Origin of the sequence: Pseudomonas putida, assembly GCF_028682635.1 — a bacterium.
In the GTDB taxonomy this organism is placed as follows: domain Bacteria; phylum Pseudomonadota; class Gammaproteobacteria; order Pseudomonadales; family Pseudomonadaceae; genus Aquipseudomonas; species Aquipseudomonas putida_AE.
This window is the reverse complement of sequence record NZ_JANHLK010000040.1, coordinates 17,549-41,543: the sequence shown is the minus strand read 5'-3', so window position 1 is coordinate 41,543 and position 23,995 is coordinate 17,549. Positions and strand designations below refer to the sequence as shown.

20 protein-coding genes and 3 pseudogenes are annotated in these 23,995 nt (G+C 61.8%); 8 read left to right on the top strand and 15 right to left on the bottom strand.

Going from position 1 to position 23,995, the window contains the following annotated elements; genetic code table 11:
• The first annotated feature begins 148 nt into the window (after window positions 1–148).
• A complete protein-coding gene (locus NPS56_RS28905; RefSeq protein ID WP_274077815.1) occupies window positions 149–643 on the top strand; it encodes a PaaI family thioesterase in 495 nt (164 codons plus the stop codon).
• Between the two features lie 16 nt (window positions 644–659).
• Here NPS56_RS28905 and NPS56_RS28900 read toward each other — a convergent pair whose 3' ends face one another.
• Window positions 660–845, bottom strand: coding sequence for a hypothetical protein (locus NPS56_RS28900; RefSeq protein ID WP_274077814.1), 186 nt, complete (start codon window positions 843–845; stop codon window positions 660–662).
• Between the two features lie 19 nt (window positions 846–864).
• Between NPS56_RS28900 and NPS56_RS28895 the strand changes: the two genes are divergently transcribed.
• Window positions 865–1,317: a hypothetical protein gene (locus NPS56_RS28895; RefSeq protein ID WP_274077813.1), complete on the top strand. Its 453-nt coding sequence runs from the start codon at window positions 865–867 to the stop codon at window positions 1,315–1,317.
• A 244-nt stretch (window positions 1,318–1,561) separates the two neighbouring features.
• On the opposite strand, the pseudogene NPS56_RS28890 reads toward NPS56_RS28895, so the two are convergent.
• Both NPS56_RS28890 and mqo read right to left on the bottom strand, forming a co-directional pair.
• Window positions 1,562–1,696, bottom strand: a pseudogene (locus NPS56_RS28890) (outer membrane lipoprotein carrier protein LolA); the annotation flags it as partial.
• Between the two features lie 69 nt (window positions 1,697–1,765).
• Window positions 1,766–3,409: a malate dehydrogenase (quinone) gene (gene mqo / locus NPS56_RS28885; protein WP_274077812.1), complete on the bottom strand. Its 1,644-nt coding sequence runs from the start codon at window positions 3,407–3,409 to the stop codon at window positions 1,766–1,768.
• Between the two features lie 363 nt (window positions 3,410–3,772).
• Between mqo and ilvD the strand changes: the two genes are divergently transcribed.
• On the top strand, window positions 3,773–5,455 hold the full coding sequence (ilvD, locus tag NPS56_RS28880) for a dihydroxy-acid dehydratase (protein WP_274077811.1): 1,683 nt from the start codon (window positions 3,773–3,775) through the stop codon (window positions 5,453–5,455).
• A 122-nt stretch (window positions 5,456–5,577) separates the two neighbouring features.
• On the opposite strand, the gene NPS56_RS31475 is transcribed toward ilvD, so the two are convergent.
• From NPS56_RS31475 to NPS56_RS28870, 3 genes and pseudogenes are all read right to left on the bottom strand, one after another.
• Window positions 5,578–6,303 (bottom strand): methyl-accepting chemotaxis protein, encoded by a 726-nt coding sequence (locus NPS56_RS31475; protein ID WP_406592618.1) that lies wholly within the window; start codon window positions 6,301–6,303, stop codon window positions 5,578–5,580.
• 132 nt (window positions 6,304–6,435) lie between these two features.
• Window positions 6,436–7,248 (bottom strand): annotated as a pseudogene (locus tag NPS56_RS31470) (MCP four helix bundle domain-containing protein); the annotation flags it as partial.
• A 39-nt stretch (window positions 7,249–7,287) separates the two neighbouring features.
• Complete coding sequence (locus tag NPS56_RS28870) at window positions 7,288–7,962, bottom strand: DUF2238 domain-containing protein (protein ID WP_274077809.1); 675 nt, start codon at window positions 7,960–7,962, stop codon at window positions 7,288–7,290.
• A gap of 171 nt (window positions 7,963–8,133) precedes the next feature.
• On the opposite strand from NPS56_RS28870, the gene NPS56_RS28865 reads away from it, so the two are divergent.
• Entirely contained in the window at window positions 8,134–8,565 is a 432-nt protein-coding gene (locus tag NPS56_RS28865) for a nuclear transport factor 2 family protein (RefSeq protein ID WP_274077808.1), read from the top strand.
• Between the two features lie 88 nt (window positions 8,566–8,653).
• Here NPS56_RS28865 and NPS56_RS28860 read toward each other — a convergent pair whose 3' ends face one another.
• The 3 genes from NPS56_RS28860 to nirB are packed head-to-tail and all read right to left on the bottom strand — an operon-like array spanning window position 8,654 to window position 12,055.
• Window positions 8,654–9,094: a CBS domain-containing protein gene (locus NPS56_RS28860; RefSeq protein WP_274077807.1), complete on the bottom strand. Its 441-nt coding sequence runs from the start codon at window positions 9,092–9,094 to the stop codon at window positions 8,654–8,656.
• A gap of 25 nt (window positions 9,095–9,119) precedes the next feature.
• Window positions 9,120–9,494, bottom strand: coding sequence for a nitrite reductase small subunit NirD (nirD, locus tag NPS56_RS28855; protein ID WP_274077806.1), 375 nt, complete (start codon window positions 9,492–9,494; stop codon window positions 9,120–9,122).
• Window positions 9,494–12,055: a nitrite reductase large subunit NirB gene (gene nirB / locus NPS56_RS28850; RefSeq protein WP_274077805.1), complete on the bottom strand. Its 2,562-nt coding sequence runs from the start codon at window positions 12,053–12,055 to the stop codon at window positions 9,494–9,496. The genes nirD and nirB overlap by 1 nt, the downstream gene beginning before the upstream one ends.
• A 421-nt stretch (window positions 12,056–12,476) precedes the next feature.
• On the opposite strand from nirB, the pseudogene NPS56_RS31465 reads away from it, so the two are divergent.
• Window positions 12,477–12,548, top strand: a pseudogene (locus tag NPS56_RS31465) (DUF6124 family protein); the annotation flags it as partial.
• 508 nt (window positions 12,549–13,056) lie between these two features.
• Here the strand turns inward: NPS56_RS31465 and NPS56_RS28845 are convergent.
• Window positions 13,057–13,257, bottom strand: a complete 201-nt coding sequence (locus NPS56_RS28845) for a YbdD/YjiX family protein (RefSeq protein WP_274077804.1) — start codon at window positions 13,255–13,257, stop codon at window positions 13,057–13,059.
• A 242-nt stretch (window positions 13,258–13,499) separates the two neighbouring features.
• Between NPS56_RS28845 and NPS56_RS28840 the strand changes: the two genes are divergently transcribed.
• From NPS56_RS28840 to msrA, 3 genes are read left to right on the top strand one after another with little or no spacing between them, the layout of a single operon-like run.
• Window positions 13,500–14,105: an SCO family protein gene (locus tag NPS56_RS28840; protein WP_046818741.1), complete on the top strand. Its 606-nt coding sequence runs from the start codon at window positions 13,500–13,502 to the stop codon at window positions 14,103–14,105.
• Window positions 14,105–14,593, top strand: coding sequence for a copper chaperone PCu(A)C (locus tag NPS56_RS28835; RefSeq protein ID WP_274077803.1), 489 nt, complete (start codon window positions 14,105–14,107; stop codon window positions 14,591–14,593). Before NPS56_RS28840 ends, NPS56_RS28835 begins: the two co-directional genes overlap by 1 nt.
• 53 nt (window positions 14,594–14,646) lie before the next feature.
• The gene (gene msrA, locus NPS56_RS28830) at window positions 14,647–15,153 is read left to right on the top strand and encodes a peptide-methionine (S)-S-oxide reductase MsrA (RefSeq protein WP_274077802.1); all 507 of its coding nucleotides are present in this window, start codon (window positions 14,647–14,649) and stop codon (window positions 15,151–15,153) included.
• 218 nt (window positions 15,154–15,371) lie between these two features.
• Here msrA and NPS56_RS28825 read toward each other — a convergent pair whose 3' ends face one another.
• From NPS56_RS28825 to NPS56_RS28805, 5 genes are all read right to left on the bottom strand, one after another.
• Window positions 15,372–17,015: a fatty acid--CoA ligase gene (locus tag NPS56_RS28825; protein ID WP_274077801.1), complete on the bottom strand. Its 1,644-nt coding sequence runs from the start codon at window positions 17,013–17,015 to the stop codon at window positions 15,372–15,374.
• Window positions 17,016–17,039: 24 nt separating this feature from the next.
• Window positions 17,040–18,818 carry an acyl-CoA dehydrogenase C-terminal domain-containing protein gene (locus tag NPS56_RS28820; protein ID WP_274077800.1) on the bottom strand — a complete coding sequence of 593 codons (1,779 nt, stop codon included), beginning with the start codon at window positions 18,816–18,818 and terminating at the stop codon, window positions 17,040–17,042.
• 6 nt (window positions 18,819–18,824) lie between these two features.
• Window positions 18,825–21,344 (bottom strand): efflux RND transporter permease subunit, encoded by a 2,520-nt coding sequence (locus tag NPS56_RS28815; RefSeq protein WP_274077799.1) that lies wholly within the window; start codon window positions 21,342–21,344, stop codon window positions 18,825–18,827.
• 31 nt (window positions 21,345–21,375) lie between these two features.
• Window positions 21,376–22,452 (bottom strand): WD40/YVTN/BNR-like repeat-containing protein, encoded by a 1,077-nt coding sequence (locus tag NPS56_RS28810; protein ID WP_274077798.1) that lies wholly within the window; start codon window positions 22,450–22,452, stop codon window positions 21,376–21,378.
• Between the two features lie 181 nt (window positions 22,453–22,633).
• Complete coding sequence (locus NPS56_RS28805; RefSeq protein WP_274077797.1) at window positions 22,634–23,992, bottom strand: DUF1329 domain-containing protein; 1,359 nt, start codon at window positions 23,990–23,992, stop codon at window positions 22,634–22,636.
• Window positions 23,993–23,995: the final 3 nt, after the last annotated feature.

Sequence of the window (23,995 nt, the reverse complement as noted above, 5' to 3'; positions counted from 1 at the left end):
TGGCGGCATAACGGCCACCATCGCATCGCCAGCAAGCCGGCTCCTACAGAGGCGCGTTGTGCCTCAAAACATTTCCCCCGCAGGCCTCACCGATTATGATTGAGCGTTAACGTCCATCAGGTCTGGCTCATTTTTCGGATAACACGACATGTCCCAACTCGATACCTCCCTGCAAGACACCGCCGCGCCCGATGGCGTGTGCTACGGCTGCGGCAGCAGCAATCCCCACGGGCTGCACATCAAGAGCTATTGGCATGAAGACGGCGTGCATGTCATGGCCGAGCACGTGCCCGATGCCAAATACTGCGGCTGGCCGGACCTGGTCTATGGCGGGCTGATCGCCATGTTGGTCGATTGCCATTCAAACTGGGCGGTCATGGCCTATCACTACCGCGCGGAAAACCGTGAAGTCGCGAGCCTGCCGCGGATCAATTGCGTCACCGGCAACCTCGGCATCAAGTTCATCAAGCCGACGCCCATGGGCATCCCGCTCACCCTGCGGGCGCGGGTGGAAGGTGAAGTCGGGCGCAAGACGCGAGTCATCTGCGAAGTCTTCGCCGGGGACGTGCTGACCGCGGTGGGCGATTCCATTTTCGTCCGGGTCGATACCGCGCAACTGGCAGACAACGCCCACGGGCGCTAGGTGCAACGGTCGCGGGTCAATCTTCTTCCATGAGCGCGGTGATCCGCCCGGACCTGTACGCGGCCAGTAGCGCGGCATAGTCCTTGGCATTCTGCTTGGCATAGGCCACGGCAAACGTGCCGATGGCCTGGTCATGGGGCAGCGACAGGCGATAATCCTGCAGCGCCTCGCGGATTCGCTGCTGGAAGTCCGGTTCGTTCACATGAAAAAGGAGTTTTGCAATGAAACTCAGACATTCCCTGGCGGCGCTGATGGTCTGCGCCAGCCTGTTCGGCTGCACAAATTCACCAAACCAGAGCGTGTCGGTCACCCTGGTCGCTACCCGGCAGAACACCGGCCAGATCGGCAATGTCGCGTTGTCCGCCTGGGACCAGCAAACCGGACTCAGTTTCTTCATCAGCGGTGCGCCAAGCGGTGCCACCCTGCCCCTGCGCCTCTACAGCTTCATCAATAAAGGCAGCTGCGAGCAACCCGGGCCCGTCGCCTACGCCATGAATGACAGAGTCAACACCGAGCGCCAACCGATTCGCGGCTGGACGTTCTCAAGAAGCGTGCCCGTGGCCTTGCCGGTCTTGCTGTCCGGTGACTATCACGTCGTCGTGCGAACCGCAGCGACGGATGGCAACGTCGATATTTTCTGCGGGGACATCAAGCATAAAGACCCGGTGAAGTAGCCGCCACGGAGCTCACACCGGCGAAATCGTCGCCAGGATGCCGATCAGAATGGTCAACACCAGGAAACCACCGAGGAAAAACGCCATCTTGCCCATAAAGCCTCCAACATTTCGAAAATACGGTGCACCGCGGCCAAGGCGGCGAAACTTGCCGTTATTGTGGGGGTTGGGCTGAATGCATAACAGGGGCAGAAAGCGCTGGAAAATACGGATCAGATGGAACTGATGAACTGATGAACTGATGAACTGTAGGAGCGAGCTTGCTCGCGAAAAACCTGAGCACGCTGCGGTGTGTCAGGTTTAAAGCGTTATCGTTGACGACCTTCGCGAGCAAGCTCGCTCCTACAGAAGACAGGGGGACAGGGGGACAGGGGGACAGGGAGATAGCGGACACAAAAAAGCCCACCGGCCATCCCTGGCGCAGTGGGCTTGCTGATCAGGCGCTCAGTTACAGCGCCATGTCTGCCGCAGCATTCTCTTTCGGTGCCTTGGCCTTCTCTGCCTCGACAGCTGGAGCAACGGCCTGGCCAATCGCCGGTGGCGGAGTCAGTTCCAGCACCTTGGCGGTGTAGGCCCATTCCTCGGCAACCTTTTGCGGGTTGGCGTTCAGCTGGGTGCCATAGCTCGGCACGATCTGGTGCAGTTTTTCCTGCCAGGCCGGGGTCGCGACCTTGTCCTTGAAGACTTTCTGCAGCACGGTCAGCATGATCGGTGCGGCAGTCGAAGCGCCTGGGGATGCGCCCAGCAAGCCGGCGATGCTGCCGTCTTGCGAAGCAACGATCTCGGTGCCCAGTTTCAGCACGCCACCGGCGGCTTCGTCGCGCTTGATGATCTGCACGCGCTGGCCGGCTTGCCACAGGCGCCAGTCTTCGGCCTTGGCGTTCGGGAAGTACTCCTTCAGGGCGTCGAGGCGGTCTTCATCCGACAGCATCAGCTGACCGGCAAGGTACTCCACCAGCGGGTATTCCTTGATGCCAACCTTGGTCATCGGCCACACGTTGTGCGTGGTGGTGGTGGTCAGCAGGTCCAGGTACGAACCTTCTTTCAGGAACTTGGTGCTGAAGGTCGCGAATGGGCCAAACAGGATCACGCGCTTGCCGTCCAGCACGCGGGTGTCCAGGTGCGGAACCGACATCGGCGGAGCGCCAACCGACGCTTTACCGTAGGCCTTGGCCAGGTGTTGCTCGGCGATGGCCGGGTTCTCGGTCACCAGGAACGAGCCGCCTACCGGGAAGCCTGCGTATTCCTTGGCTTCAGGAATGCCCGACTTCTGCAGCAGGTGCAGGGCACCGCCGCCGGCGCCGATGAACACGAACTTGGCGTCGGTTTCGGACTTGCTGCCGTCCTTCAGGTTCTTGTAGCTGACGCGCCAGCTGCCGTCGGCGTTCCTGGTGATGTCCTGGACTTCGCTGGACAGCTTCAAGTCGAATTTCGGCGTGGTTTGCAGGTGCGCAACGAACTGGCGGGTGATCTCGCCGAAGTTCACGTCGGTGCCGATCGGGCTCCAGGTGGCCGCGACTTTCTGGTTCGGGTCACGCCCTTCCATCATCAGCGGGACCCACTTCTTGATCACGGCCGGGTCTTCGGAGTACTGCATGCCGGCGAACAGCGGGCTCGCCTGCAGGGCTTCGTAGCGCTTTTTCAGGAACTTGATGTTGTCATCGCCCCACACGAAGCTCATGTGCGGTGTGGAGTTGATGAACGAACGCGGGTTCTTCAGCACGCCTTGCTGAACCTGCCAGGCCCAGAACTGACGGGAGATCTGGAACGCCTCGTTGATTTCAACGGCCTTCGGGATCGACACGTTGCCCTTGTCGTCTTCCGGGGTGTAGTTCAGCTCGGCCAGGGCCGAGTGACCGGTACCGGCGTTGTTCCAGCCGTTGGAGCTTTCCAGGGCGACGCCGTCGAGGCGCTCGATCATTTCCATCGAAGTGCCGGGTTCCAGCTCGTTGAGCCACACACCCAGGGTCGCACTCATGATGCCGCCGCCAATCAGCAGCACGTCGACTTTCCTGGCTTCTTCGGCCTGGGCTGTCGTCATCCCCAACGACAAGGCCAGCCCCAGCAGGGCCGTGTTCACTTTCTTAAACATCTGTAGCACCTATGATAAAACGCCATCCGCCCCTCCATCTGCAATCGCGAGCCGCTTGTTCACGGCATTCAGGCAAGTCTGCCGCGGGTTCTCGCACATGATGTCTGGAGGGTGGGCACGCAAGGCCGATTGAATGCATCGACCCCAGTTATATGTCCCTACTGAACTGACTTCTTATCTTTTTTGGCTTCAGCTACTTGAGCGACAGTGATTCTGCTCGCCCGTCTCAAGGACAGGAAAACTGAATGGATCAAACCAAGTTGTTGCCAAGAATATCACGACAAGGCCAGCCCGCGCGGGTTGGTTGCCGTGGATGGGTGTCTATACTCAGTGGTCACCAGTTGAACATGTGGGGAAAGAGCCATGAGCGATAAAGACGATCTGCGCAAATATTCCTCCCAGGTCATCGACGGTGTCGAGGCCGCGCCCGCCCGCGCCATGCTGCGTGCCGTGGGCTTTACCGACGAAGACTTCAAGAAACCGCAAATCGGCATCGCCTCTACCTGGGCCATGGTCACGCCCTGCAACATGCACATCGACAAACTCGCGATCGAAGCGGAAAAAGGCGCTAACGCCGCCGGTGCCAAAGGCGTGATCTTCAACACCATCACCATTTCCGACGGCATCGCCAACGGCACCGAAGGCATGAAATATTCACTGGTGTCCCGTGAGGTGATTGCCGATTCCATCGAAGTGGTGGTCGGTTGCGAAGGCTTTGACGGGCTGGTGACCGTGGGCGGTTGCGACAAGAACATGCCCGGCTGCCTGATCGGCATGGCGCGGCTCAATCGCCCGTCGATTTTCGTCTATGGCGGCACCATTCGCCCCGGCGCCGGCCACACCGACATCATTTCCGTGTTCGAAGCCGTGGGCCAGCACGCCCGCGGGGACATCAGCGAGATCCAGGTCAAGCAGATCGAGGAAGTGGCGATCCCCGGCCCCGGTTCCTGTGGCGGCATGTACACCGCCAACACCATGGCCTCGGCCATCGAAGCGCTGGGCATGAGCCTGCCCGGTTCCAGTTCCCAGGACGCGGTGGGCAGCGACAAGGCGTCGGACAGTTACCGCGCCGGCCAGCAAGTCATGGAACTGCTCAAGCTCGACCTCAAGCCCCGGGACATCATGACCCGCAAGGCCTTCGAAAACGCGATCCGCGTGGTGATCGCCCTCGCCGGCTCGACCAACGCCGTGCTGCACCTGCTGGCCATGGCCAATGCCGTGGACGTCGAGTTGACCCTCGACGACTTCGTCGAGCTGGGCAAGATCTCTCCGGTGGTCGCGGACCTGCGCCCCAGCGGCAAATACATGATGAGCGAGCTGGTGGCCATCGGCGGCATCCAGCCCTTGATGAAGCGCATGCTGGCGGCCGGCATGCTGCATGGCGATGTGCTGACCGTGACCGGCAAGACCCTGGCCGAAAACCTCGAAAATGTGCCCGACTACCCCGTCGACCAGGACGTGATCCTGCCCTTCGATCAACCGATCAAGAAGGACTCGCACCTGGTGATCCTGCGCGGCAACCTCTCGCCCACCGGCGCCGTGGCCAAGATCACCGGCAAGGAGGGCCTGCGCTTCGAAGGCACGGCCAGGGTGTACCACGGCGAGGAAGGCGCACTGGCCGGCATCCTCAACGGCGAAGTGCAGGTGGGCGATGTGATCGTGATTCGCTACGAAGGGCCCAAGGGCGGGCCGGGCATGCGCGAAATGCTCTCGCCGACCTCGGCGGTGATGGGCAAGGGCCTGGGCAAGGAAGTGGCGCTGATCACCGATGGGCGCTTTTCCGGCGGCTCCCATGGTTTCGTGGTGGGGCATATCACGCCCGAGGCGTTTGAGGGCGGGCCGATAGCGTTGGTCGAAGATGGCGACCGGATCACGATTGATGCTGAAACCCGGCAGATTACCGTTGATGTGTCCGACGCAGAACTGGCTGAGCGCAAGAGCCGTTGGGTGAGGCCTGAGTCCAAGTACAAGCGTGGGGTGTTGGCCAAGTATGCGAAGACGGTGTGCAGTGCTTCGGAGGGTGCGGTGACTGACAAGTATCTTTAGCCCGTAGGTTTATGTTGTCTGAACCGCCGCCTTCGCGAGCAAGCCCGCTCCCACATTTGGAATGCATTCCATTGTGGGAGCGGGCTTGCTCGCGAAGAGGCCCTTAAAGACAGCGAGAGGTCTCAGAGCCGAAACCGATCCACCGACTGCGACAACTGCCCCGCCAGGCTCGACAACTCATCCGTGGTCGAAGCCGTCTGCCCAATTACCTTGCTGTTGCCCTCAGACATCCCGGCAATCATCTCCACCTGATGGGCGATTTCATTGCTGGCCAGGCTCTGCTCGCCGATGGTGCGGCTGATGTCGTTGACCAGTTGCGTGGTGTTGAGCGTGGCCTCGAGGATTTCGCGGATGGCGCGCTCGACGTCGGCGGTCACGGCCATGCCTTTGTCGACCTGGGCGACGCCCTCCTCCATGCTGATCACCGCCTCGCGGGTGCTTTGCTGGATGCGCGAGACCATCGCGGCGATTTCCTGGGTCGAGGCGCTGGTGCGGCCTGCCAGGCTGCGCACCTCGTCGGCCACCACGGCAAAACCACGGCCCTGCTCGCCGGCGCGGGCGGCCTCGATGGCGGCGTTGAGCGCCAGCAGGTTGGTCTGGTCGGCGATGCCCTTGATCACCTGGATGATGCTGAAAATCCCTTCGGATTCCTTGTCCAGCGTGCGGATCACCTGCGCCGACTGCTGCGCCGAACGGGCGATGCCGTCCATGTCGTTGACCACCTGATGGATCACCCGTCCGCCATCCTTGGCCAGCGCCTCGGCCTGGTTGGCCATGTCCAGCGCTCGCCCGGCATGCCGCGTGATTTCCTCGATGCTCGCGGTCATTTCGCTGGCGGCGGCGGCCATGGTGCTGGCGGCAGCGCTTTGCTGCTGGCTGCTGCCGGCCACTTCGTGACAACCATTGCTCAGGCGTGTGCTCATGCCGCTGACGCCATGGGCGTTGCTGCGCACCACTTCGATCATGCCGCGCAAATCTCGCTGCATGGTCGCCAGGCTGCGAATCAACAGGCTGGCTTCGTCGGTGCGGGTCGGCTCGACAATGGGTTCGCTCAAGTTGCCGTGGGCGATGCTCTCGGCAATGCGGCTGGCCGTGCGCAACGGCCCCATGATGCTCAGGATCACCCAGCGGCCCTGGGCCAGCAACAACAACAGGCTGGCGATGAGCACGGCGCCGAGGGTCAGGTTGGCGCTGCCGAGTACCTGGCGGGTGCCTGCACTGGCCTGTTGGCTGTTGCTTTCAATCAGCTCGCTGAGGGCGGCCATCTGCTCTTCCAGTTGGCTGAACGCGCTGTTGAAGGTGCCGAGTTCCTTTTGCGCGGCCTCGGGATTTTCCAGGGCCATGCCGACAATGCGCTCGGCCGTACTGATGTAGGTGTCAAGGCTGGGCTTGATCCTGTTCAGCGCGGTTTTCAGGGTGTCGTTGACCGGCAGCTTGAGGTTGTCGCCGAGCACTTGCCGAAAGTGCGCCGCATGCTCTTCGATGGACGTGCGCACCTCGGCCTGGCTGCTGGTGCTCTTGCCCAGCCCGACCAGCATCGCCGACAACACGTCGGCGCGCAGCGCGTCGTGCATCATGTCGGCTTCCATGTGGTTGCGCAGCACGGTCATGCCCACTTCGTTGTCCTGCACCGCCTCCCCCATCCGGGCCGTCCCCAGGTAACCGACCAGGCCCATGACCAACGCGGTGAGTAACCCGGTCCCTATCAGCAACAGTAAACGCAGTTTAATGGACACGCTGTGGTTCCTCTTCTGACACGTGGGTTGGCGGCCAACGGCCACCGCGAATGGCATCTCAAGAGGTTATCGACGGGTCTCTGCGCGAATTGAAGGCTATTGCCACTGATTGCGGTTTTTGCGACATGCGGTAGGTAAAGCGGCTTTGTCTGCCGTATTGAGCAGGGAAACCAATAGCAGGCTGACGAATGCACCGGCGACGGCCAGCGCCATGTCCTTTTGCGAATCCCAGGGGTCGTTTTGCGCGCCGACGAAGGCTTTTGCCGTGTCGTCGCCAAGGTAAGCGCCACCGATCCATTCCACCAGTTCGTAGACGGCCGAGGTCGACAGCATGATGTTCAGGGCCACGAAAAACAGCCAGCGCCCGCGCAACGGGGTAAGCCGCAGCAGCACTTCGCGGACCGGCCAGGCCATCAACAGCCCGTAACTCAAATGCACCAGGCGGTCGTAGTGATTACGGTGCAGGCCAAGGCTCTTGTTGAAGCTGACCCCGGTCAGTTCCGAACACCAACGGTCGTACGGCACCAGGGAATAGGTGTAATGAGCTCCCAGTTCGTGGATGCACAAGAACACGAACACCAGGGTGAGTGAGGCCGCAGACAGGCGAAAGCGGCGATAAAACACCACCAATGTCCCCACCAGCAGCAGCGCCAGCAGGTTTTCCAGCGCCCAATCCACCCGGCTGCGTGGGGCATAACCCAAGGCGATGACGATCAGCAGAAACAGGATGAGCAGCGTCAATTCGTATCGCGGATGTTCCTTGGGCTGCATGTTTTGAAGTCCTCGAACCCTGGCACCATTGAAGTCGCAACACCTTTTAACTTTGAGACAAAACCAGGGTGCAAGTTCGCTTTTTTCCTCCGCCCCATGCTAGGTTGTACGATGACCGATGAGCAATCTGATGCTCGTCGATCCGCTCCCCCACAACAACAAGGAAACAACATGAAAAAAGCAAAAATGCTGATCGGTTTTCTGTGCCTGTTCAGCGGCTACGTGGCCGCCACCCCGGCTGCTGGGGACAAGGACGTGGCGCAAGCCGTCGACCACTTGACCCAGGCGATGCTGCACAAGGACATTGCTGAACTGAAGGCGCTGACCGCCGAGAACCTCACCTACGGCCATTCCAGCGGCAAGATCCAGGACAAGAAAGCCTTCATCGCCGATATCGAAACCGGCAAAAGCGCCTTCAAGACCCTGGAGATGCAGAACCAGACCATCACCGTCTCCGGCGATGTCGCGCTGGTCCGCCATCACTTCTCGGCCCAGGCCCTCAAAGGCACCGAGGTGGTCCCGACGGAAATCGAGAATTTCCAGATCTGGCAGAAACAAGACGGAAAATGGCTGCTGGTAGGACGCCAGGCATTCAAGTTCTGATGGTTGGCTGATCCCGAAAAAAAGGGGGCGAATCGGCGTCTACCCGCCCTTCGCCCCCTTTTGTGTTGCGCTGACTCACCCGCTGGTTTCAGTGCCCGCGAATGTAATGTTCAAACTGCCGGATCAGGTCGGCCTGCTCGACAATGGCCTCCTTGACCAGATCACCAATCGACAGCAACCCGATCAGCTCGCCATTCTCCACCACCGGCAGGTGCCGCAAATGGCTGTCCGTCATGACCGCCATGCAATGCTCGATGCTCTGTTGGCTGTCGGCCGTGACCACCGGGGAACTCATGATGGCCCTGACCGGCGTGCCGACTGACGAACGTCCCAGCAAGACCACCTTGCGCGCATAGTCGCGCTCGCTGATCACCCCGACGACCTGGCCCTTGTCGATCACCGGCAACGCGCCGACGTTCTTTTCGGCCATTTTCTGCACGGCCTCCAACACCATGGCGTCCGGGGCGATGCTGTGCACCTGCTGGTTTTCCACGACCTTGAGCTTGAGCAACTGTGCGGCTGTCTTCATGTCCGTCTCCTGCTGAAAAAGGCACTCAGGCCACTGCGACTTCCACCACCCCGTCGTTCAGCCGCACCGGCCATACCCGTAAGCGCTGTTGCGGGTACTCCAGGCAACTGCCGTCCTCAAGACGGAAATGCTGCTTGTAGATAGGCGAGGCAACGACCAGGTCGCCCTTGATGCTGCCCACCAGGCCGCGGCCGATGACATTGGCCCCGGATTGCGGGTCGTGGTTGTCGATGGCATAGAGGTTTTTACCCTCCATGCCCGGCAGGTAGAACAGCGCCACCTGGGCACCGTCCAGCCACACCACCACGCCGGAGTCATTGACCAGGTCCTGCTGGCTGCACACCGATTGCCAGGTGGCAGACGCAGTGGTTTCAACGCGTTGGCTATTGGACTGGTTCATCAAACGCTCTCCTCGGTAACAGGGATCAGGTTGAGTTCGGCCGCCATGATCGGCCGGCGCTGGCCGCGTTCCTGGACGAAGTGGATGTCCGGGTCCGCGCGTTTGTCGTTGACGAAGGTACGGAAGCGCTTGAGCTTTTCCGGGTCCTTGAGGGCGTTGGCCCACTCGCATTCGTAGCGATTGACCACCAGCTGCATCTGCGACTCGAGCTCGGCGCCCAGACCAAGGCTGTCGTGGATGATCACGTCCTTGAGGTAGTCCAGGCCGCCTTCCAGGCTTTCGCGCCAGACCGAGGTGCGCTGCAACTTGTCGGCGGTGCGGATGTAGAACATCAGGAAGCGGTCGATGTAGCGGATCAGGGTCGCGTCGTCGAGGTCGGTGGCGAACAGCTCGGCATGGCGCGGGCGCATGCCGCCGTTGCCGGCGATGTAGAGGTTCCAGCCCTTCTCGGTGGCGATCACGCCGACGTCCTTGCTTTGCGCTTCGGCGCATTCACGGGTGCAACCGGACACGGCGAACTTGAGCTTGTGCGGCGAGCGCAGGCCCTTGTAGCGGTCTTCGATGGTCAGGGCCATTTGCACGCTGTCCTGCACGCCGTAGCGGCACCAGGTGCTGCCGACGCAGGACTTCACCGTACGGGTCGACTTGCCGTAGGCGTGGCCGGTTTCGAAGCCTGCTTCGATCAGTTCGCTCCAGATGTCCGGCAACTGATGCAACTGGGCGCCGAACAGGTCGATACGCTGGCCACCGGTGATCTTGGTGTAGAGGTCGTATTTCTTCGCTACAACGCCGATTGCAATCAGCTTGTCGGCGGTGATCTCGCCACCGGGAATGCGCGGCACCACTGAATAGGTGCCGTTCTTCTGCATGTTGGCCATGAAGGTGTCGTTGGTGTCCTGCAGCGGCACCAGCGACGGGTCCATGATCGGCTGGTTCCAGCAGGACGCCAGGATCGAGCCCACCGCCGGCTTGCACACGTCGCAACCGGTGTGGCCACGGCCATGCTTGGCCAGCAGTTCTTCGAAACTGATCACCCCTTCCACCCGCACCAGCGCATACAGCTCCTGGCGGGTGTAGGCGAAGTGTTCGCACAGGCTCTTGTCGACGCTGACCCCACGGGCGATCAGCTCATGCTCGAAGACTTGCTTGAGCAAGCCTGCGCAACCGCCGCAACCGGTGCAGGCCTTGGTTTGTGACTTGAGCAGGCCGAGGTCGGTACAACCGCCGTCGATGGCCGAGCAGATGGCGCCCTTGGTCACGTTGTGGCAGGAGCAGACCGTGGCGGTTTCCGGCAAGGCGCCAGGGCCGAGGGTCGGTGCGCCTTCGGACGAAGGCAGGATCAGCGCGGCGGGCTCGGAAGGCAATGCGATCGCGTTCTGCATGTATTGCAGCAGCGTGTCGTAGTAGCTGTTGTCGCCGATCAGCACTGCACCGAGCACCTGTTTACCGCTGGCGTCGACCACCAGGCGCCGGTAGCTGGCACTGGTTTCGTCGATGAACTGATAGCTGCGGGCGCCCGGCGTGTTGGCGTGGGCATCGCCGATGGAGCCGACGTCGACGCCCAGCAGCTTGAGCTTGGTCGACATGTCGGCGCCCTGGAACGGCTCGGCGGCATCGTCACACAGGCGCGCGGCGACACTGCGGGCCATCTGGTAGCCGGGGGCGACCAGGCCGAACAGGCTGCCATTCCACGATGCGCACTCGCCGATGGCGTAGATGTGCGGGTCGCAGCTCAGGCAGGTGTCGTCGATCACCACGCCACCGCGCGGGCCGATGTCCAGCGCGCATTGCCGGGCCAGCGCGTCCTGGGCACGAATCCCGGCGGAGAACACGATCAGGTCGGTCTCGAGGAATTCGTCGTTGGCAAAGTTCATCCGGTAGCGGTACTGCTCGCCGGCGCTGATCGATTGCGTGGCGCGGGACAGGTGCACACCGACGCCCAGCCGCTCGATCTGCGCCTTGAGCGCCAGCCCACCGAGGTCATCCAGTTGCACCGGCATCAGCCGTGGCGCGAATTCCACCACGTGCGCTTCGAGTCCCAGGCTTTTCAGGGCGTTGGCGGCTTCCAGGCCGAGCAGGCCACCGCCAACCACCACACCGCGCCGGGCATTGGCCGCCGCGGCACGAATGGCATCGAGGTCTTCCAGGGTGCGATAGACCAGCCGCGAATCGCCTTCGGCGCCTTCGATCGGCGGCACGAACGGGTAGGACCCGGTGGCCAGGACCAGCTTGTCGTAGGCCACACAGCCTTGCGCGGTGATCACCTGGCGCCGGGCACGATCGATTTCCAACACCGGCACCCCCAGGTGCAGGGTGACGCCGGGCGTCTGGTACAACGCCGCGTCACTGAGTGCCAGCGACTCGGCATCGCGACCGGAGAAGTATTCGGACAGATGCACGCGGTCGTAGGCACGCATCGGCTCTTCACTGAAGACGTGCAGCCGATAGCGATCAAGCGCGCCGCGCTCGATCAACTGCTCGACACAATGATGCCCGACCATGCCATTGCCGATCACGATCAGCGTTTGCAGCTTGTTCAAACTGGCTACATTGGAATTCATATACGACCCTGCCCAAAGCCCATCACGGTGAAAAAAAGCAAAAAAAAACGCCTGAAACCTTGCGGTTCCAGGCGTCTTTGCCTGTTCTTTTGCGGTGTCGAAACCAGACGGCCATGCCTGATCCACCGATGTTGCCCACGACCTGTGCGGCCAGTCGATCGTCGTTGACCGAGAGGGCTGCCCTTCTTTTTCAGAGGGGCTTGAGGGGGATGATGCAGTGTTTGTGCCAGATTGCTGATTGATACTTCCACGGTCGTGAAAACTGGCGTGATGACTGCGAGTCAGGCGTGTTTCTGGCGGATTGAGCGGGTCGGAAGGCTGTTGCAGCTTGCGATAGAAAAACTCGGCAAACCGCTTCGCACTGGTGCACGTTGTCAGGCAGGGCGCTTTAAAAGTGCATGCAGCGGCCGATTGCACTGCCGGGATTTCAAACCGTGTAATGCTGGCGGAGATTACGGCGAATCGGGTGCTGGATCAGATTGATCCGCCTTGATAGGTGTTCCGCCCTTCAATAATGGGCTGGTCTTTCGGCCGCCATCGCCGGCAGGCCGGCTCCCACAGTAGATCGGGTACAGCCGCGAGAGACGGGTTGGCTGTCAGGCCGCCATCGCTGGCAAGCCAGCTCCTACAGGTTTCGCGCAGGTAAGTTGAATTTGTGGCGTGACGCATATCCGTAGGAGCCGGCTTGCTGGCGATGCGATGGTGGCCGTTATGCCGCCATCGCTGGCAAGCCAGCTCCTACAGGTTTCGTGCAGGTAAGTTGAATTTGTGGCGTGACACATATCCGTAGGAGCCGGCTTGCTGGCGATGCGATGGTGGCCGTTATGCCGCCATCGCTGGCAAGCCAGCTCCTACAGGTTTCGCGCAGGTAAGTTGAATTTTTGGCGTGACGCATATCCGTAGGAGCCGGCTTGCTGGCGATGCGATGGTGGCCGTTATGAGGCCATCTCGGGCGAGCCAGCCCTGCAGTGGATCGGGGCCATAAGCGGGAGTTTGCAGCATCAGCAACACCGCGTATTACATTTCCCACGACCGAAACGCGCCTCCTGACGCTCACGAAAAAACGCCTCCTGGCTCATCACCGGCTCCCCCGGATGGGTGATCGCCCGCTGCGCAACGTAGTTGTCGTAATCAGGTACGCCCACCATCAAACGCGCACTCTGGCCAAGGAAACGGGCGGCTTGCTGCAGTTTACGGATCATGACGATGCTCGCTTCAACTCGTTGGAAAGCGCCATCTAATCGCAAGTTTGTATCTGCAATGTGTCGGCATCCGCCGCGTTTGTATTTTCATGTATTACACCGACCGCGACCTTTTGGCGCATGACCGGCTGGCCATCGATTGAGCGCCAACGGGCAACAGTTTGTTAACATCCACGCGCTTTTTCTCGTCTCAGAGATCAGCCACTGTAGATTTCCAGTCGCTACACAGGATGCTTTTTTCCATGAGTACGTTGTATTCCCGCCGCACGGTCCTGCAAGGCATGAGCCTGCTGAGCCTCGGCCTGCTCGCCGGCTGTGATGACAGCAGCAAGCTGTCGTTCAAGTACGGCAAGGACCTGAGCGACAAGATCATGGGGCGTTCCTTCAAGCTCAAGGATGCCGACGGCGAAACCCGCATGCTCGGCAGCTACCAGGGCCTGATGCCGATGATCTTCTTCGGTTTCACCCAGTGCCCGGCCGTCTGCCCGACCACGCTGGCCCGCGCCGCCCAGGCAAAGAAACTGATGGGCCGCGATGGCGAGCGCCTGCAAGTGATCTTCATCACCCTGGACCCCGAGCGCGATACCCCCGAGTTGCTCGACAAGTACGTGAAGGCCTTCGACCCGAGTTTCGAAGCGCTGTCCGGCACCCTGGAAGAAACCGCCGCCACCGCCAAGGAGTTCGGCGTATTCTTCGAGAAAGTCCCCAGCGGCGATACCTACACCCTGTCCCATACCGCGACCAGCTTCGTGTTCGACTCCCGGGGCAATTTGCGCCTCGGCCTGTCCGCGTCCCTTACCGCTCAAGAGTGCGCAGAAGACCTGCTCACCGTCATGGAGGTCTGCTGATGACTTTGTTTTGCGCACCCCGTTTCAAACAACTGGCCCTGGGCCTGACCCTGATCGGCATGGCGTGGCAGGTGTCCGCGCAAACCCAGGTCAACGACGCCTGGGTCCGGGCGACGGTGGCCGGCCAGCCTTCGAGCGGCGCCTTCATGACCTTGCAGGCCGACACTGACAGCAAGCTGCTCAGCGTGCAGTCGCCGGTGGCGAAGTTGGTGCAGATTCACCAGTCGAGCATGAAAGACGATGTGATGAGCATGCAGCAGGTCGAGTCCGTGGCGTTGCCGGCCGGCAAGCCGGTGAGCTTCGATCCCCATGGCTACCACATCATGCTCATGGACCTGACGGGCCAGATCAAGGAAGGTAGCAAAGTGCCGTTGACCTTGACCGTGGAAAACGCCAAGGGCGAGAAAGAGACGATCAAGGTTGACGCCGAGGCCCGGGCACTGGGTACGATGGATCACGGCAACATGGATCACAGCAAGATGCATTGAGGGACTGACGGCCTCCCCTCCGGAGGCCGCGCTTTGATGGGAGGTGCGTACTGATGACGACGAACACCGAAACCGCCATCCTCGCCGGCGGCTGCTTCTGGGGCATGCAGGATCTGCTGCGGCGCTACCCTGGCGTGATCTCCACGCGGGTGGGCTACACCGGTGGTGATGTGCCCAATGCGACCTATCGCAACCATGGCTCCCACGCCGAAGCGATCGAAATCGTCTTCGACCCGGAGCAGATCAGTTATCGGCAGATCCTTGAGTTTTTCTTTCAGATCCATGATCCGAGCACCCTCAATCGTCAGGGCAACGATATCGGCATGAGCTATCGCTCGGCGATCTATTATCTGGATGAAGCGCAACAGCGCGTGGCCGAGGATACCGTGGCCGACGCTGATGCCTCTGGCCTGTGGCCGGGCAAGGTGGTCACGGAGATCGAACCCGCCGGGCCGTTCTGGGAGGCGGAACCTGAGCATCAGGACTACCTCGAGCACTACCCCAACGGCTACACCTGCCACTTCATACGACCGAACTGGACGTTGCCCAAGCGTAAATGATTTGTGGGCGCTGGCTGCTGGCTATGGTGTCCTTGAGGGCCTCTTCGCTGGCAAGCCAGCTCCTACAATGTTTTGCGCCGCACGTGAGTCCGTGGCCACCGCGGATCTGTAGGAGCCCGGCTTGCCGGCGAAGGCGCCCTCGAGTATTGCATCGATCTTTCGGGCCTCTTCGCTGGCAAGCCAGCTCCTACAATGTTTTTTGCGTTGAGCGCAAAACCCTAGGCCAACTCTTGTTCGCGGATCAGTTTCTTGTTGATCTTGCCGACGCTGGTCTTGGGGATCTCGGCGACGAACTTGAACTGCTTGGGGATCGCCCACTTGTTGATGCGGCCGAGCTCCACAAACCCTTGCAGGTGCGCCTCGAGGATCTTGCGATCCAGGTATTGCCCAGGCTCACAGACCACCAGCGCCATGGGCCGTTCGCCCCACTGCTCATCGGCAATGCCGACCACCGCGACCGACAGCACCGCCTCGTGTTCGCTGATCAGGCTTTCCAGTTCCAGCGAGCTGATCCACTCCCCGCCCGTCTTGATCACGTCCTTGATCCGGTCCTTGATTTCCACGCCGCCCAACGGATCGATGGATGCCATGTCGCCGGTATGCAGCCAGCCGTCCTGCCACAGCTCGGCGCCCTTTTGCGGCTCCTTCAGATAGCCTTGGGTCAGCCAGGGCGCACGCACCACGATCTCGCCCAGGGACTCGCCGTCATGAGCAACGTCATTGCCACTGGCGTCGATGATCTTCAGGTCGACCATCGGCACCGGCGTGCCAGTCTTGATGCGCGTCGGCAGTTGCGCCTGCATGGGCTGCTGGAGGTCTTCGTCGCGCAGGTAAGTCAGGCACAGCAGCGGGCAGGTCTCGGACATGCCGTAGCCGGCGTGTACCACGATGCCCTTGGCACTGGCTTCGCTGGCAATCCCCAGGGGCAGCGCGCTGCCGCCCAGGAGCATTTTCCAGCCGTCGAAACGGGCGGACTTGCCTTGCTCGCAATTGAGGATCATCTGCAGGATGGTCGGCACACAGTGGGAGAAGGTCACCTTCTCCTCCTGATACAGCCGCACCAGGCTGTTGGGTTCGTAGCGGCCGGGGTACACCTGCTTGATGCCCATCAGGGTCGCGACGTAAGGCACACCCCAGGCATGCACGTGGAACATCGGCGTGATCGGCATGTACACGTCGTCGGAACGCAGCAGTGGCGCGCCCTGGTAGACGCCCAACGAGCCCACGGCATTCAGGGTGTGCAGGACCAGCTGGCGATGGGTGAAATACACGCCCTTGGGGTCGCCGGTGGTGCCGGTGGTGTAGAACAGCGTCGCTACCGAGTTCTCGTCGAAATCGGGAAAGTCGTACTGGTCCGGGCACTGCGACAGCAACTGCTCGTACTCGCCCAGCACCGGCAACGAAGTGTCGCTCGCCTGGTCTTCGGTGAGCTGGACAAAGCCTTTGACCGTGGTCAACCGATCCTGGATCTGTTCCACCAGCGGCAGGAAATCGTCATGCACCAGCACCACATCGTCTTCGGCGTGGTTCATGGTGAACAGCACCTGCTCCGGCGACAGGCGAATGTTCACCGTGTGCAGCACCGCGCCGATCATCGGCACGGCGAAGAAGCATTCCAGATAACGGTGGCTGTCCCAGTCGAGCAGGGCCACGGTGTCCCCGGCCTTGACCCCGGCCGCGGTCAGCGCATTAGCCAGGCGGCGGATGCGCTTGTTGAGGGTCTGGTAGCTGTAGCGCAGCTTATCGGCGTAGACGATTTCCCGGCCCGGTTCGTAGCGCACCCCGGACAGCAGCAATTGCTTGATCAGCAAGGGATAGGCGTAGGCGCCGTCGGCGGGTGGAATTATTTTTGTCGCCATCATGATAAAGATTCCTTGTCCTTTCGATCAGAACTGATCGGCTTGAAGCTCGTAGAGGCAGGCGCTGCCGGCCTTGGCCGATGCGCTCAACGAGTGGATACGCGGCAGCAACCTTGCGAAGTAGAAACGCGCGGTGGCCAGTTTGCTGATGTAGAAATCGTCCTCGGCATCGCCGCTCATGACGGCCTTGGCCATGCGCGCCCACATGTAGGCGTAGGCGGTGTAGCCGAACACCTGCAGGTACTCGACCGAGGCGGCGCCGATTTCGTTCGGGTTGTTTTGTGCCCGGTCCAGCAGCCACGCGGTCAGTTCGTCGAGGGTGTCCACGGCGGCGTTCAAGGGTTGGGTGAACTCGCCGAGGTCAGTGCTGGCGCTGGCGGTGAAGTCGCGGATCTCCGAAGCGAACAGGCGGTAAAGCGCCCCGCCGCTGCCGACGATCTTGCGCCCGGCCAGGTCCAGGGACTGGATGCCGTTGGTGCCTTCGTAGATCTGCGTGATGCGCACGTCGCGCACCAGTTGCTCCTGGCCCCACTCGCGGATGAAGCCGTGGCCGCCAAACACCATTTGCCCGTGCAAGGTGGTTTCCAGGCCCATGTCGGTGAGGAACGCCTTGGCCACCGGGGTCAGCAAGGCCACCAGGTCCTGGGCGCGGGAACGCTCGGTCGGGTCTTCGCTGAACTTGGCGATGTCCAGTTGCAGGGCGACGTAGCTGGAGAACGCGCGACCGCCTTCGTTCAGGGCCTTCATGGTCAACAGCATGCGGCGCACGTCGGGGTGGACGATGATCGGGTCGGCGGCCTTGTCCTTGTTCTGTGCGCCGGTTGGCGCACGGCTCTGCAGGCGGTCACGGGCGTACGCCAAGGCGTTCTGGTAGGAACGTTCGCCCTGGGCCAGGCCCTGGATGCCCACGCCCAGGCGTTCGTAGTTCATCATCGTGAACATCGCCGCCAGGCCCTTGTTCGGTGCATCGATGATGTAGCCGGTGGCGCCATCGAAGTTCATCACGCAAGTGGCCGAGGCCTTGATGCCCATCTTGTGTTCGATGGAACCGCAGGACAGCGAATTAGGCTCGCCCAGGGAGCCGTCGGCATTGACCAGCACTTTCGGCACCAGGAACAGCGAGATGCCTTTCGGCCCCGCCGGTGCATCCGGCAGTCGCGCCAGCACCAGGTGGATGATGTTCTCGGTGAGGTCGTGGTCACCGCCGGTGATGAAGATCTTGCTGCCGCTGACCTTGTAGCTGCCATCGGCCTGGGGCTCGGCCTTGGTGCGGATCATGCCCAGGTCGGTACCGGCATGGGCCTCGGTCAGGCACATCGAACCTGTCCAGGTGCCAGCGTACATGTTGGGCAGGTAACGCTCCTTGAGCTCTTCGCTGGCATGGGCCTTGATCGACAGGCAGGCGCCGGCGGTCAGCATCGGGTACAGGCCGAACGACAGGCTGGCGGCGTTGACCATCTCTTCGACCTGGGCAGAAATGGCCTTGGGCATGCCCATGCCGCCGTATTGCGGATCACCGCCGACACCCACCCAACCACCTTCGGCGAAGGCTTGATAAGCCTGGGCGAAACCGTCTGGCGCGGTGACCGAACCCTTGCTCCAGGTACAGCCCTGCTCATCGGTGGCGCGGTTCAAGGGGGCGATGACTTCGCCACTGATCTTGCCGGCTTCTTCGAGGATCGCGGCGGCGGTTTCTTCATCGATCACCTCGGCCAGGCCAGGCAACCTGGCCCAGAGCCGGGACACCTGGAAAACCTCGTTGAGTACGAAGCGCATGTCGCGCAGGGGAGCTTTGTAATCAGACATCTTGGCTTACTCGGAAGTGGTCACGGCATGCGGCATGCCAGGACGTTCAGTGGATTCAGTGTTCTCGGTTGCCGCGACAGCACCGGGCTGGGGTGCCCGTTCACGCAGCAGGAAGTACGACAGGGCCGGGATCAGGATCAGCGCGCCGAGCATGTTCCACAGGAACATGAAGGTCAGCAGGATGCCCATGTCGGCCTGGAACTTGATCGGCGACCAGACCCAGCACACCACGCCAGCAGCGAGGGTGATACCGACCAGCCCGACCACCCGGCCGGTGAACGACACGGCGTTGCGGTAGGCCTGGGACAGCGGCAGGCCCTGGCGCTGGAAGTGCAATTGCACGCTGAGCAGGTACAAGGCGTAGTCGACGCCGATCCCCACGCCCAGGGCGATCACCGGCAGAGTCGCGACCTTCACGCCAATGCCCATGGCGACCATCAGCGCTTCGCAGAGGATCGAGGTCAGCACCAGCGGCAACAGCGCCACCAGCGTGGCGCGCCAACTGCGGAAGGTGATCAGGCAGAACAGCGTCACCGCCAGGTAGACGTACAGCAGCATGGTGCGGTTGGCCTCGCGCACCACGATGTTGGTCGCCGCTTCGATGCCGGCACTGCCGGCGGCCAGCAGGAACTGGCGATCGTCGGTGCTGTTTTCCTTGGCAAACTTGTCGGCAATCGCTACCACGGCGTCGAGGGTTTCCGCCTTGTGATCCTTGAGGAAAGCGATCACCGGCATCAGCGAGCAGTTGTTGTTGAACAGCTCCGGCGAGTTGACCGAGGCCTGCTGCGCGGCATAGTTCAGCACGTCCTGGTTGCGCTGGATGTTGTTGAGCTTGGGGTTGCCCTCATAGGTGCCGGCGGTGATCTGGCGTACCGCGTTGACCAGCGAAGCGGTGGCCTGCACGCCCGGATACTGCTGCAGTTCCCAGGCCAGGCGATCGGCGAGGACCAGGGTCTTGTAGTTCAGGCAGCCTTCCGGCGCGGTCTTGATCATCACGGCGAACAGGTCGCTGGACAGCGCGTAGTGGCTGGTGATGTAGGCGTTGTCGCGGTTGTAGCGCGAGTCGGCGCGCAACTCCGGCGCCCCGCTTTCAAGGTCGCCGATCTTCAACTGCAGGCTGACCATGAAACCGCCGATGCCCATCAGCACCGCGACCAACACGGCGCCAGTGGCCCACTTGCGGGTGGTGAAGCGATCGAGCAAGTCCCAGAGTTTACCGAAGCCTTTGTGGTGCTCGGCACGGGTGTCGATTTTCAGCGCACGCTCGGCGGCCTTGCGGCCGACGCCGATGTAGGACAGCGCCACCGGCATCAGCAACAGCGAAGTGAAGATCAGTACCGCGACGCCGATACTGGCGGTGATCGCCAGGTCCTGGATCACCGGAATGTCGATCAGCATCAACACGGCGAAGCCGACGGCGTCAGCCAGCAGCGCGGTAACGCCAGCGATGAACAGACGGCGAAAGGTGTAGCGCGCGGCGATCAGCTTGTGGGTGCCACGGGCGATGTCCTGCATGATCCCGTTCATCTTCTGCGCCGCGTGGGACACGCCGATGGCGAAGATCAAAAACGGTACCAGCACCGAATACGGGTCGATGGCGTAGCCCAGCCAGGCGACGATACCCAGTTGCCAGACCACCGCAATCAACGAGCAGCCTACCACCAGCAAGGTGCTGCGCACGCAACGGGTGTAGGCATAGATGATGACCAGCGAAGTGACAACGGCCAGGCCGAAAAACATCATCACCTGGATCAGGCCGTCGATCAGGTCGCCCATCAGCTTGGCAAAACCGATGACCCGGACCTTGTAGTGGCCCTTGCCCTCGACACCGGACTTGCGTGCGGCGCTGTCGCCAGCGTATTCGATCTTGTCGCGCAACTGCTCTTCGAGCATCTGCGAAAAGGCGTGGTAGTCGATGCGCTGGCCACCGGCGGCGGCCTTGTCCAGCAGCGGCACGATCAGCATGGTCGACTTGAAATCGCTGGCCACCAGGCTGCCGACGATACCGGCGCGGGAGATGTTCTGGCGCAGTTGCTCGATCTGTTCAGGCTGCCCCGAGTAGGTATCAGGCATCACTGGGCCACCCTGGAAACCTTCCTCGGTGACTTCCGTCCAGCGCACCGCCGGGCTCCACAGGGATTTCATCCATGCACGGTCGACGCCTTCGGTGAGGAACAGCTGGTCATTGACCTGCTTGAGCACGTCCAGATACTCAGGGTCGAAGATATCGCCCTGGGTGTTCTCGACCACCACCCGCACCGAGTTGCCCAGGCCGCGCAGCGAAGCGCGGTTCTCGAGGAAATTCTGGATGTACGGCTGGCTCTGCGGAATCATCTTCTCGAAGCTGGGACGCAGCTCCAGGCGGGTCACGGCCATGAAGCCCAGGACCACGGTGGCCAGGGCCATGAGCAGCATGAACAGCGGCCGATAGTTGAACACCAGCCGTTCGAGCAGGTTGCCGGAGCGGCGGTCGAAATCACGCAGCTCGCGGATCACCGGCATGGCGTCTTGTTTGATATTGCCCATGTCTGGGTTCTCGCTCTGAATTTTCGAGGTCTTAATCGACGGACAGTGCCTGTGCACCACGGCTACCCGCTACCACCAGGGCGCCTGTGGCGGACTGGGTGGCACCGGCGACCGGGGTACGTGCCGGTTGCTGCACCAAATGCAATTGCGCGCCAGTGCCCTGGCTGACCAGCATCTGGCCGCCCTGGGTGAACAGGCGGTAATTGCCACGGGCATCGATGAGGCCGGCGGTGATGCTGACGTGCAGGCCACTGTCCAGCGCGGTCCAGTTCTGCCCGCCGTCGGTGCTGCGCAGCACGTTGCCGCGCAAGCCGTAGACCAGCACTTCGCCAGGCTTGCCGACCACGCCGAAGAAGCTGCCCTGGTAAGGCGTCGACACGGCGGCGAAGCGTTGGGCGTTGTCATCCCACTTGAGCAGCAGGCCCTGCTCGCCGGCGATGTACAGCGCATCGCCGGTGGAGGCGATGGCATTGAGGTGGAAGCCTTGCGGGTTGTCGGTGCGATCCTGGAACGGCGTCCAGCTCTGGCCACCATCGTCAGTGCGCAGGATCAGGTTGAACACGCCGACCACATAGCCGGTTTTGTCATTGGCGAACCACACATCGAGCAGCGGTTTGTCGGCGCCCTGCTCCACCAGGCGCTGGCCTTCGGCGACCAGCAACGGCCATTGTTCATTGCCCGGTTCGGCACTGGCCAACGCCGTGTAATGCTTGACCAGCAGATCGCCGATCTGGCGACCGTCGAGTTGTTTGTTCCAGGTCACGCCAGCGTCGCTGCTGTGCAATACCACGCCGTCATTGCCCACCGCCCAGCCCTGGCTGTCGGTCGGGAAACTCACGGCGGTGAGGTCGGCGCTCACCGGCACGGCGGCCTGTTGCCAGTGCTGACCGGAATCATCGGAAAACAGGATATGGCCGCGTTGGCCAACGGCGATCACGCGCTCACCGGCGCGGGCCATGCCGGACAACGGACTCTTGATGGCCAAGGCGCTGACCTTGGCAGGCAGGTCCAGCACGTCGACGTAATCGGACGCCTGGCTGACGCCCTGCGACAGACAGAGCGCAATGCCAAACGCCAGCTTCAACATATTATTTTTATACGAACACATACCGCGTCCTCTTCGGAAAACCGCGCCACACCTCGCGCCGTGCAGCTCATGTGGGAGCGAGCCTGCTCGCGATGGACGTTAACGATTACGCGTGCTGTCTGGATGCCCGCGTCGCCCTCAGGTCCATCGCGAGCAGGCTCGCTCCCACAGTGGATCGTGCGAGCGTCTGCTTGCGGTTGGTTTAGCGAATGCCGCTGCCGGCCAGGGATTCCGAAGACCACTGGGCCTTGGAGAGCGGATCGATGTACTTGATGCCGCCGTAAGGGCCGACTACACCGTTGATGTTGTAGGAACCACCGACCAGGTCGTAGATCATGAACGGCGTGGAGTCCGGGATCTGCTTGTCATAGCTCTGGCTGAGGAAGGCGAAGGAACCGCGATAGAGCTGACCACGGGCGTCATATTGATCCGAGGCCAGAGCGGTCCAGCTGTCTTCGTCGAGGTAGAAGCGACGCTTGGCATAGATGTGCCGGGCGCCCGACTTGAGGGTACCTTCGACGACCCACACGCGGTGTTTTTCCCAGCGAACGAACTCCGGTGCCAGGTGATTCGGTGTAGTGATCGACTTCGGATCCTGGACGTAGGTCAGCTTGTAGGTGTTGTAGGGCACGATCATTTCCTGCTTGCCGACCAGCTTCCAGTCGTAGCGATCCAGCGCACCGTTGAACACGAACACATCGTCGTAGGTACCGGCACCGGCAGTGCCCGGGTTAGGCGTGTCGTACGCCAGGTTCGGAGCCAGTTTCACCCGACGCTGGCCAGGCAGGTATTGCCAGGCGCGGCGCGGTTGGGTCAGCGGGTTGGCGGCGTCCTTGAGCATCACCGCTTCGCCGGCACGACGCGCGGGGCCGGTGTACGACAGCTTCATCTGGTAGTAAACGTCGGCGCTACTGATCGGCTGCGCGAGGTTTTCGTAGATCGGGTAGGAAATGAACGCCTGCCCGGTGGTGGCCAGGCTTGGTACGCCGGCGGAGTCAACGTTCCAGGAGTCGTACTTGGAGTTGATGCTCACGCCCTGGTAACGCAACAGGAAGTTCCACATCGCTTCGTTGCCCGACTGCGGGATCGGGAACGGTACGCCCGGCAGCACGTTGTCGATGGCCAAGCCGCCTTCGAGGGACTTGGCGCCGCTGGCGTTCTTCACGCCGTTATCGAGGATCGCCTTGGGCAGCGACACGGTGCGGTGGGTCGGGAACACATCGACACGGAACGTCGGGAAGCGCTTGGCCAGTTCCACGGTGGTGGCGGTGAGCATGCCCTTGTACTGATCGACGTTCTTGCCGTCGATCACCAGCAGTGGTTTTTCACTGGCGAACGGGTCCGGGCGCATGCTGTCGCCGGATTTGAAGCTGGCTGGCGGCGTGGTCAGGCCACCGTTGTAGGCCGGAATGGAACCATCAGCGTTCCCGGCCTTCTCGGCGCCCACCAGGGTCAGGCTGGTGCCCAGCTTGGCAGCGTCCTGGGTTGAAACAGCGGCCTGTACCTGGGCGGCAAGGACCATGGCCAGCGAAGCGGCCAACACGGTTTTGACGAATTTCATGTT

Bases quoted from the DNA above. Each gene is read 5' to 3' on its own strand.
- NPS56_RS28895 (WP_274077813.1), top strand. From the start codon at position 865: ATGAAACTCAGACATTCCCTGGCGGCGCTGATGGTCTGCGCCAGCCTG.
- NPS56_RS28845 (WP_274077804.1), bottom strand. From the start codon at position 13,257: ATGATCCGTAAACTGCAGCAAGCCGCCCGTTTCCTTGGCCAGAGTGCG.
- NPS56_RS28840 (WP_046818741.1), top strand. From the start codon at position 13,500: ATGAGTACGTTGTATTCCCGCCGCACGGTCCTGCAAGGCATGAGCCTG.
- NPS56_RS31475 (WP_406592618.1), bottom strand. From the start codon at position 6,303: ATGGCCGCCGCCGCCAGCGAAATGACCGCGAGCATCGAGGAAATCACG.
- NPS56_RS28810 (WP_274077798.1), bottom strand. From the start codon at position 22,452: ATGTGTTCGTATAAAAATAATATGTTGAAGCTGGCGTTTGGCATTGCG.
- NPS56_RS28835 (WP_274077803.1), top strand. From the start codon at position 14,105: ATGACTTTGTTTTGCGCACCCCGTTTCAAACAACTGGCCCTGGGCCTG.
- nirB (WP_274077805.1), bottom strand. From the start codon at position 12,055: ATGAATTCCAATGTAGCCAGTTTGAACAAGCTGCAAACGCTGATCGTG.
- nirD (WP_274077806.1), bottom strand. From the start codon at position 9,494: ATGAACCAGTCCAATAGCCAACGCGTTGAAACCACTGCGTCTGCCACC.
- NPS56_RS28805 (WP_274077797.1), bottom strand. From the start codon at position 23,992: ATGAAATTCGTCAAAACCGTGTTGGCCGCTTCGCTGGCCATGGTCCTT.
- NPS56_RS28865 (WP_274077808.1), top strand. From the start codon at position 8,134: ATGAAAAAAGCAAAAATGCTGATCGGTTTTCTGTGCCTGTTCAGCGGC.
- msrA (WP_274077802.1), top strand. From the start codon at position 14,647: ATGACGACGAACACCGAAACCGCCATCCTCGCCGGCGGCTGCTTCTGG.
- NPS56_RS28860 (WP_274077807.1), bottom strand. From the start codon at position 9,094: ATGAAGACAGCCGCACAGTTGCTCAAGCTCAAGGTCGTGGAAAACCAG.
- NPS56_RS28825 (WP_274077801.1), bottom strand. From the start codon at position 17,015: ATGATGGCGACAAAAATAATTCCACCCGCCGACGGCGCCTACGCCTAT.
- NPS56_RS28905 (WP_274077815.1), top strand. From the start codon at position 149: ATGTCCCAACTCGATACCTCCCTGCAAGACACCGCCGCGCCCGATGGC.
- NPS56_RS28870 (WP_274077809.1), bottom strand. From the start codon at position 7,962: ATGCAGCCCAAGGAACATCCGCGATACGAATTGACGCTGCTCATCCTG.
- mqo (WP_274077812.1), bottom strand. From the start codon at position 3,409: ATGTTTAAGAAAGTGAACACGGCCCTGCTGGGGCTGGCCTTGTCGTTG.
- NPS56_RS28820 (WP_274077800.1), bottom strand. From the start codon at position 18,818: ATGTCTGATTACAAAGCTCCCCTGCGCGACATGCGCTTCGTACTCAAC.
- NPS56_RS28815 (WP_274077799.1), bottom strand. From the start codon at position 21,344: ATGGGCAATATCAAACAAGACGCCATGCCGGTGATCCGCGAGCTGCGT.
- ilvD (WP_274077811.1), top strand. From the start codon at position 3,773: ATGAGCGATAAAGACGATCTGCGCAAATATTCCTCCCAGGTCATCGAC.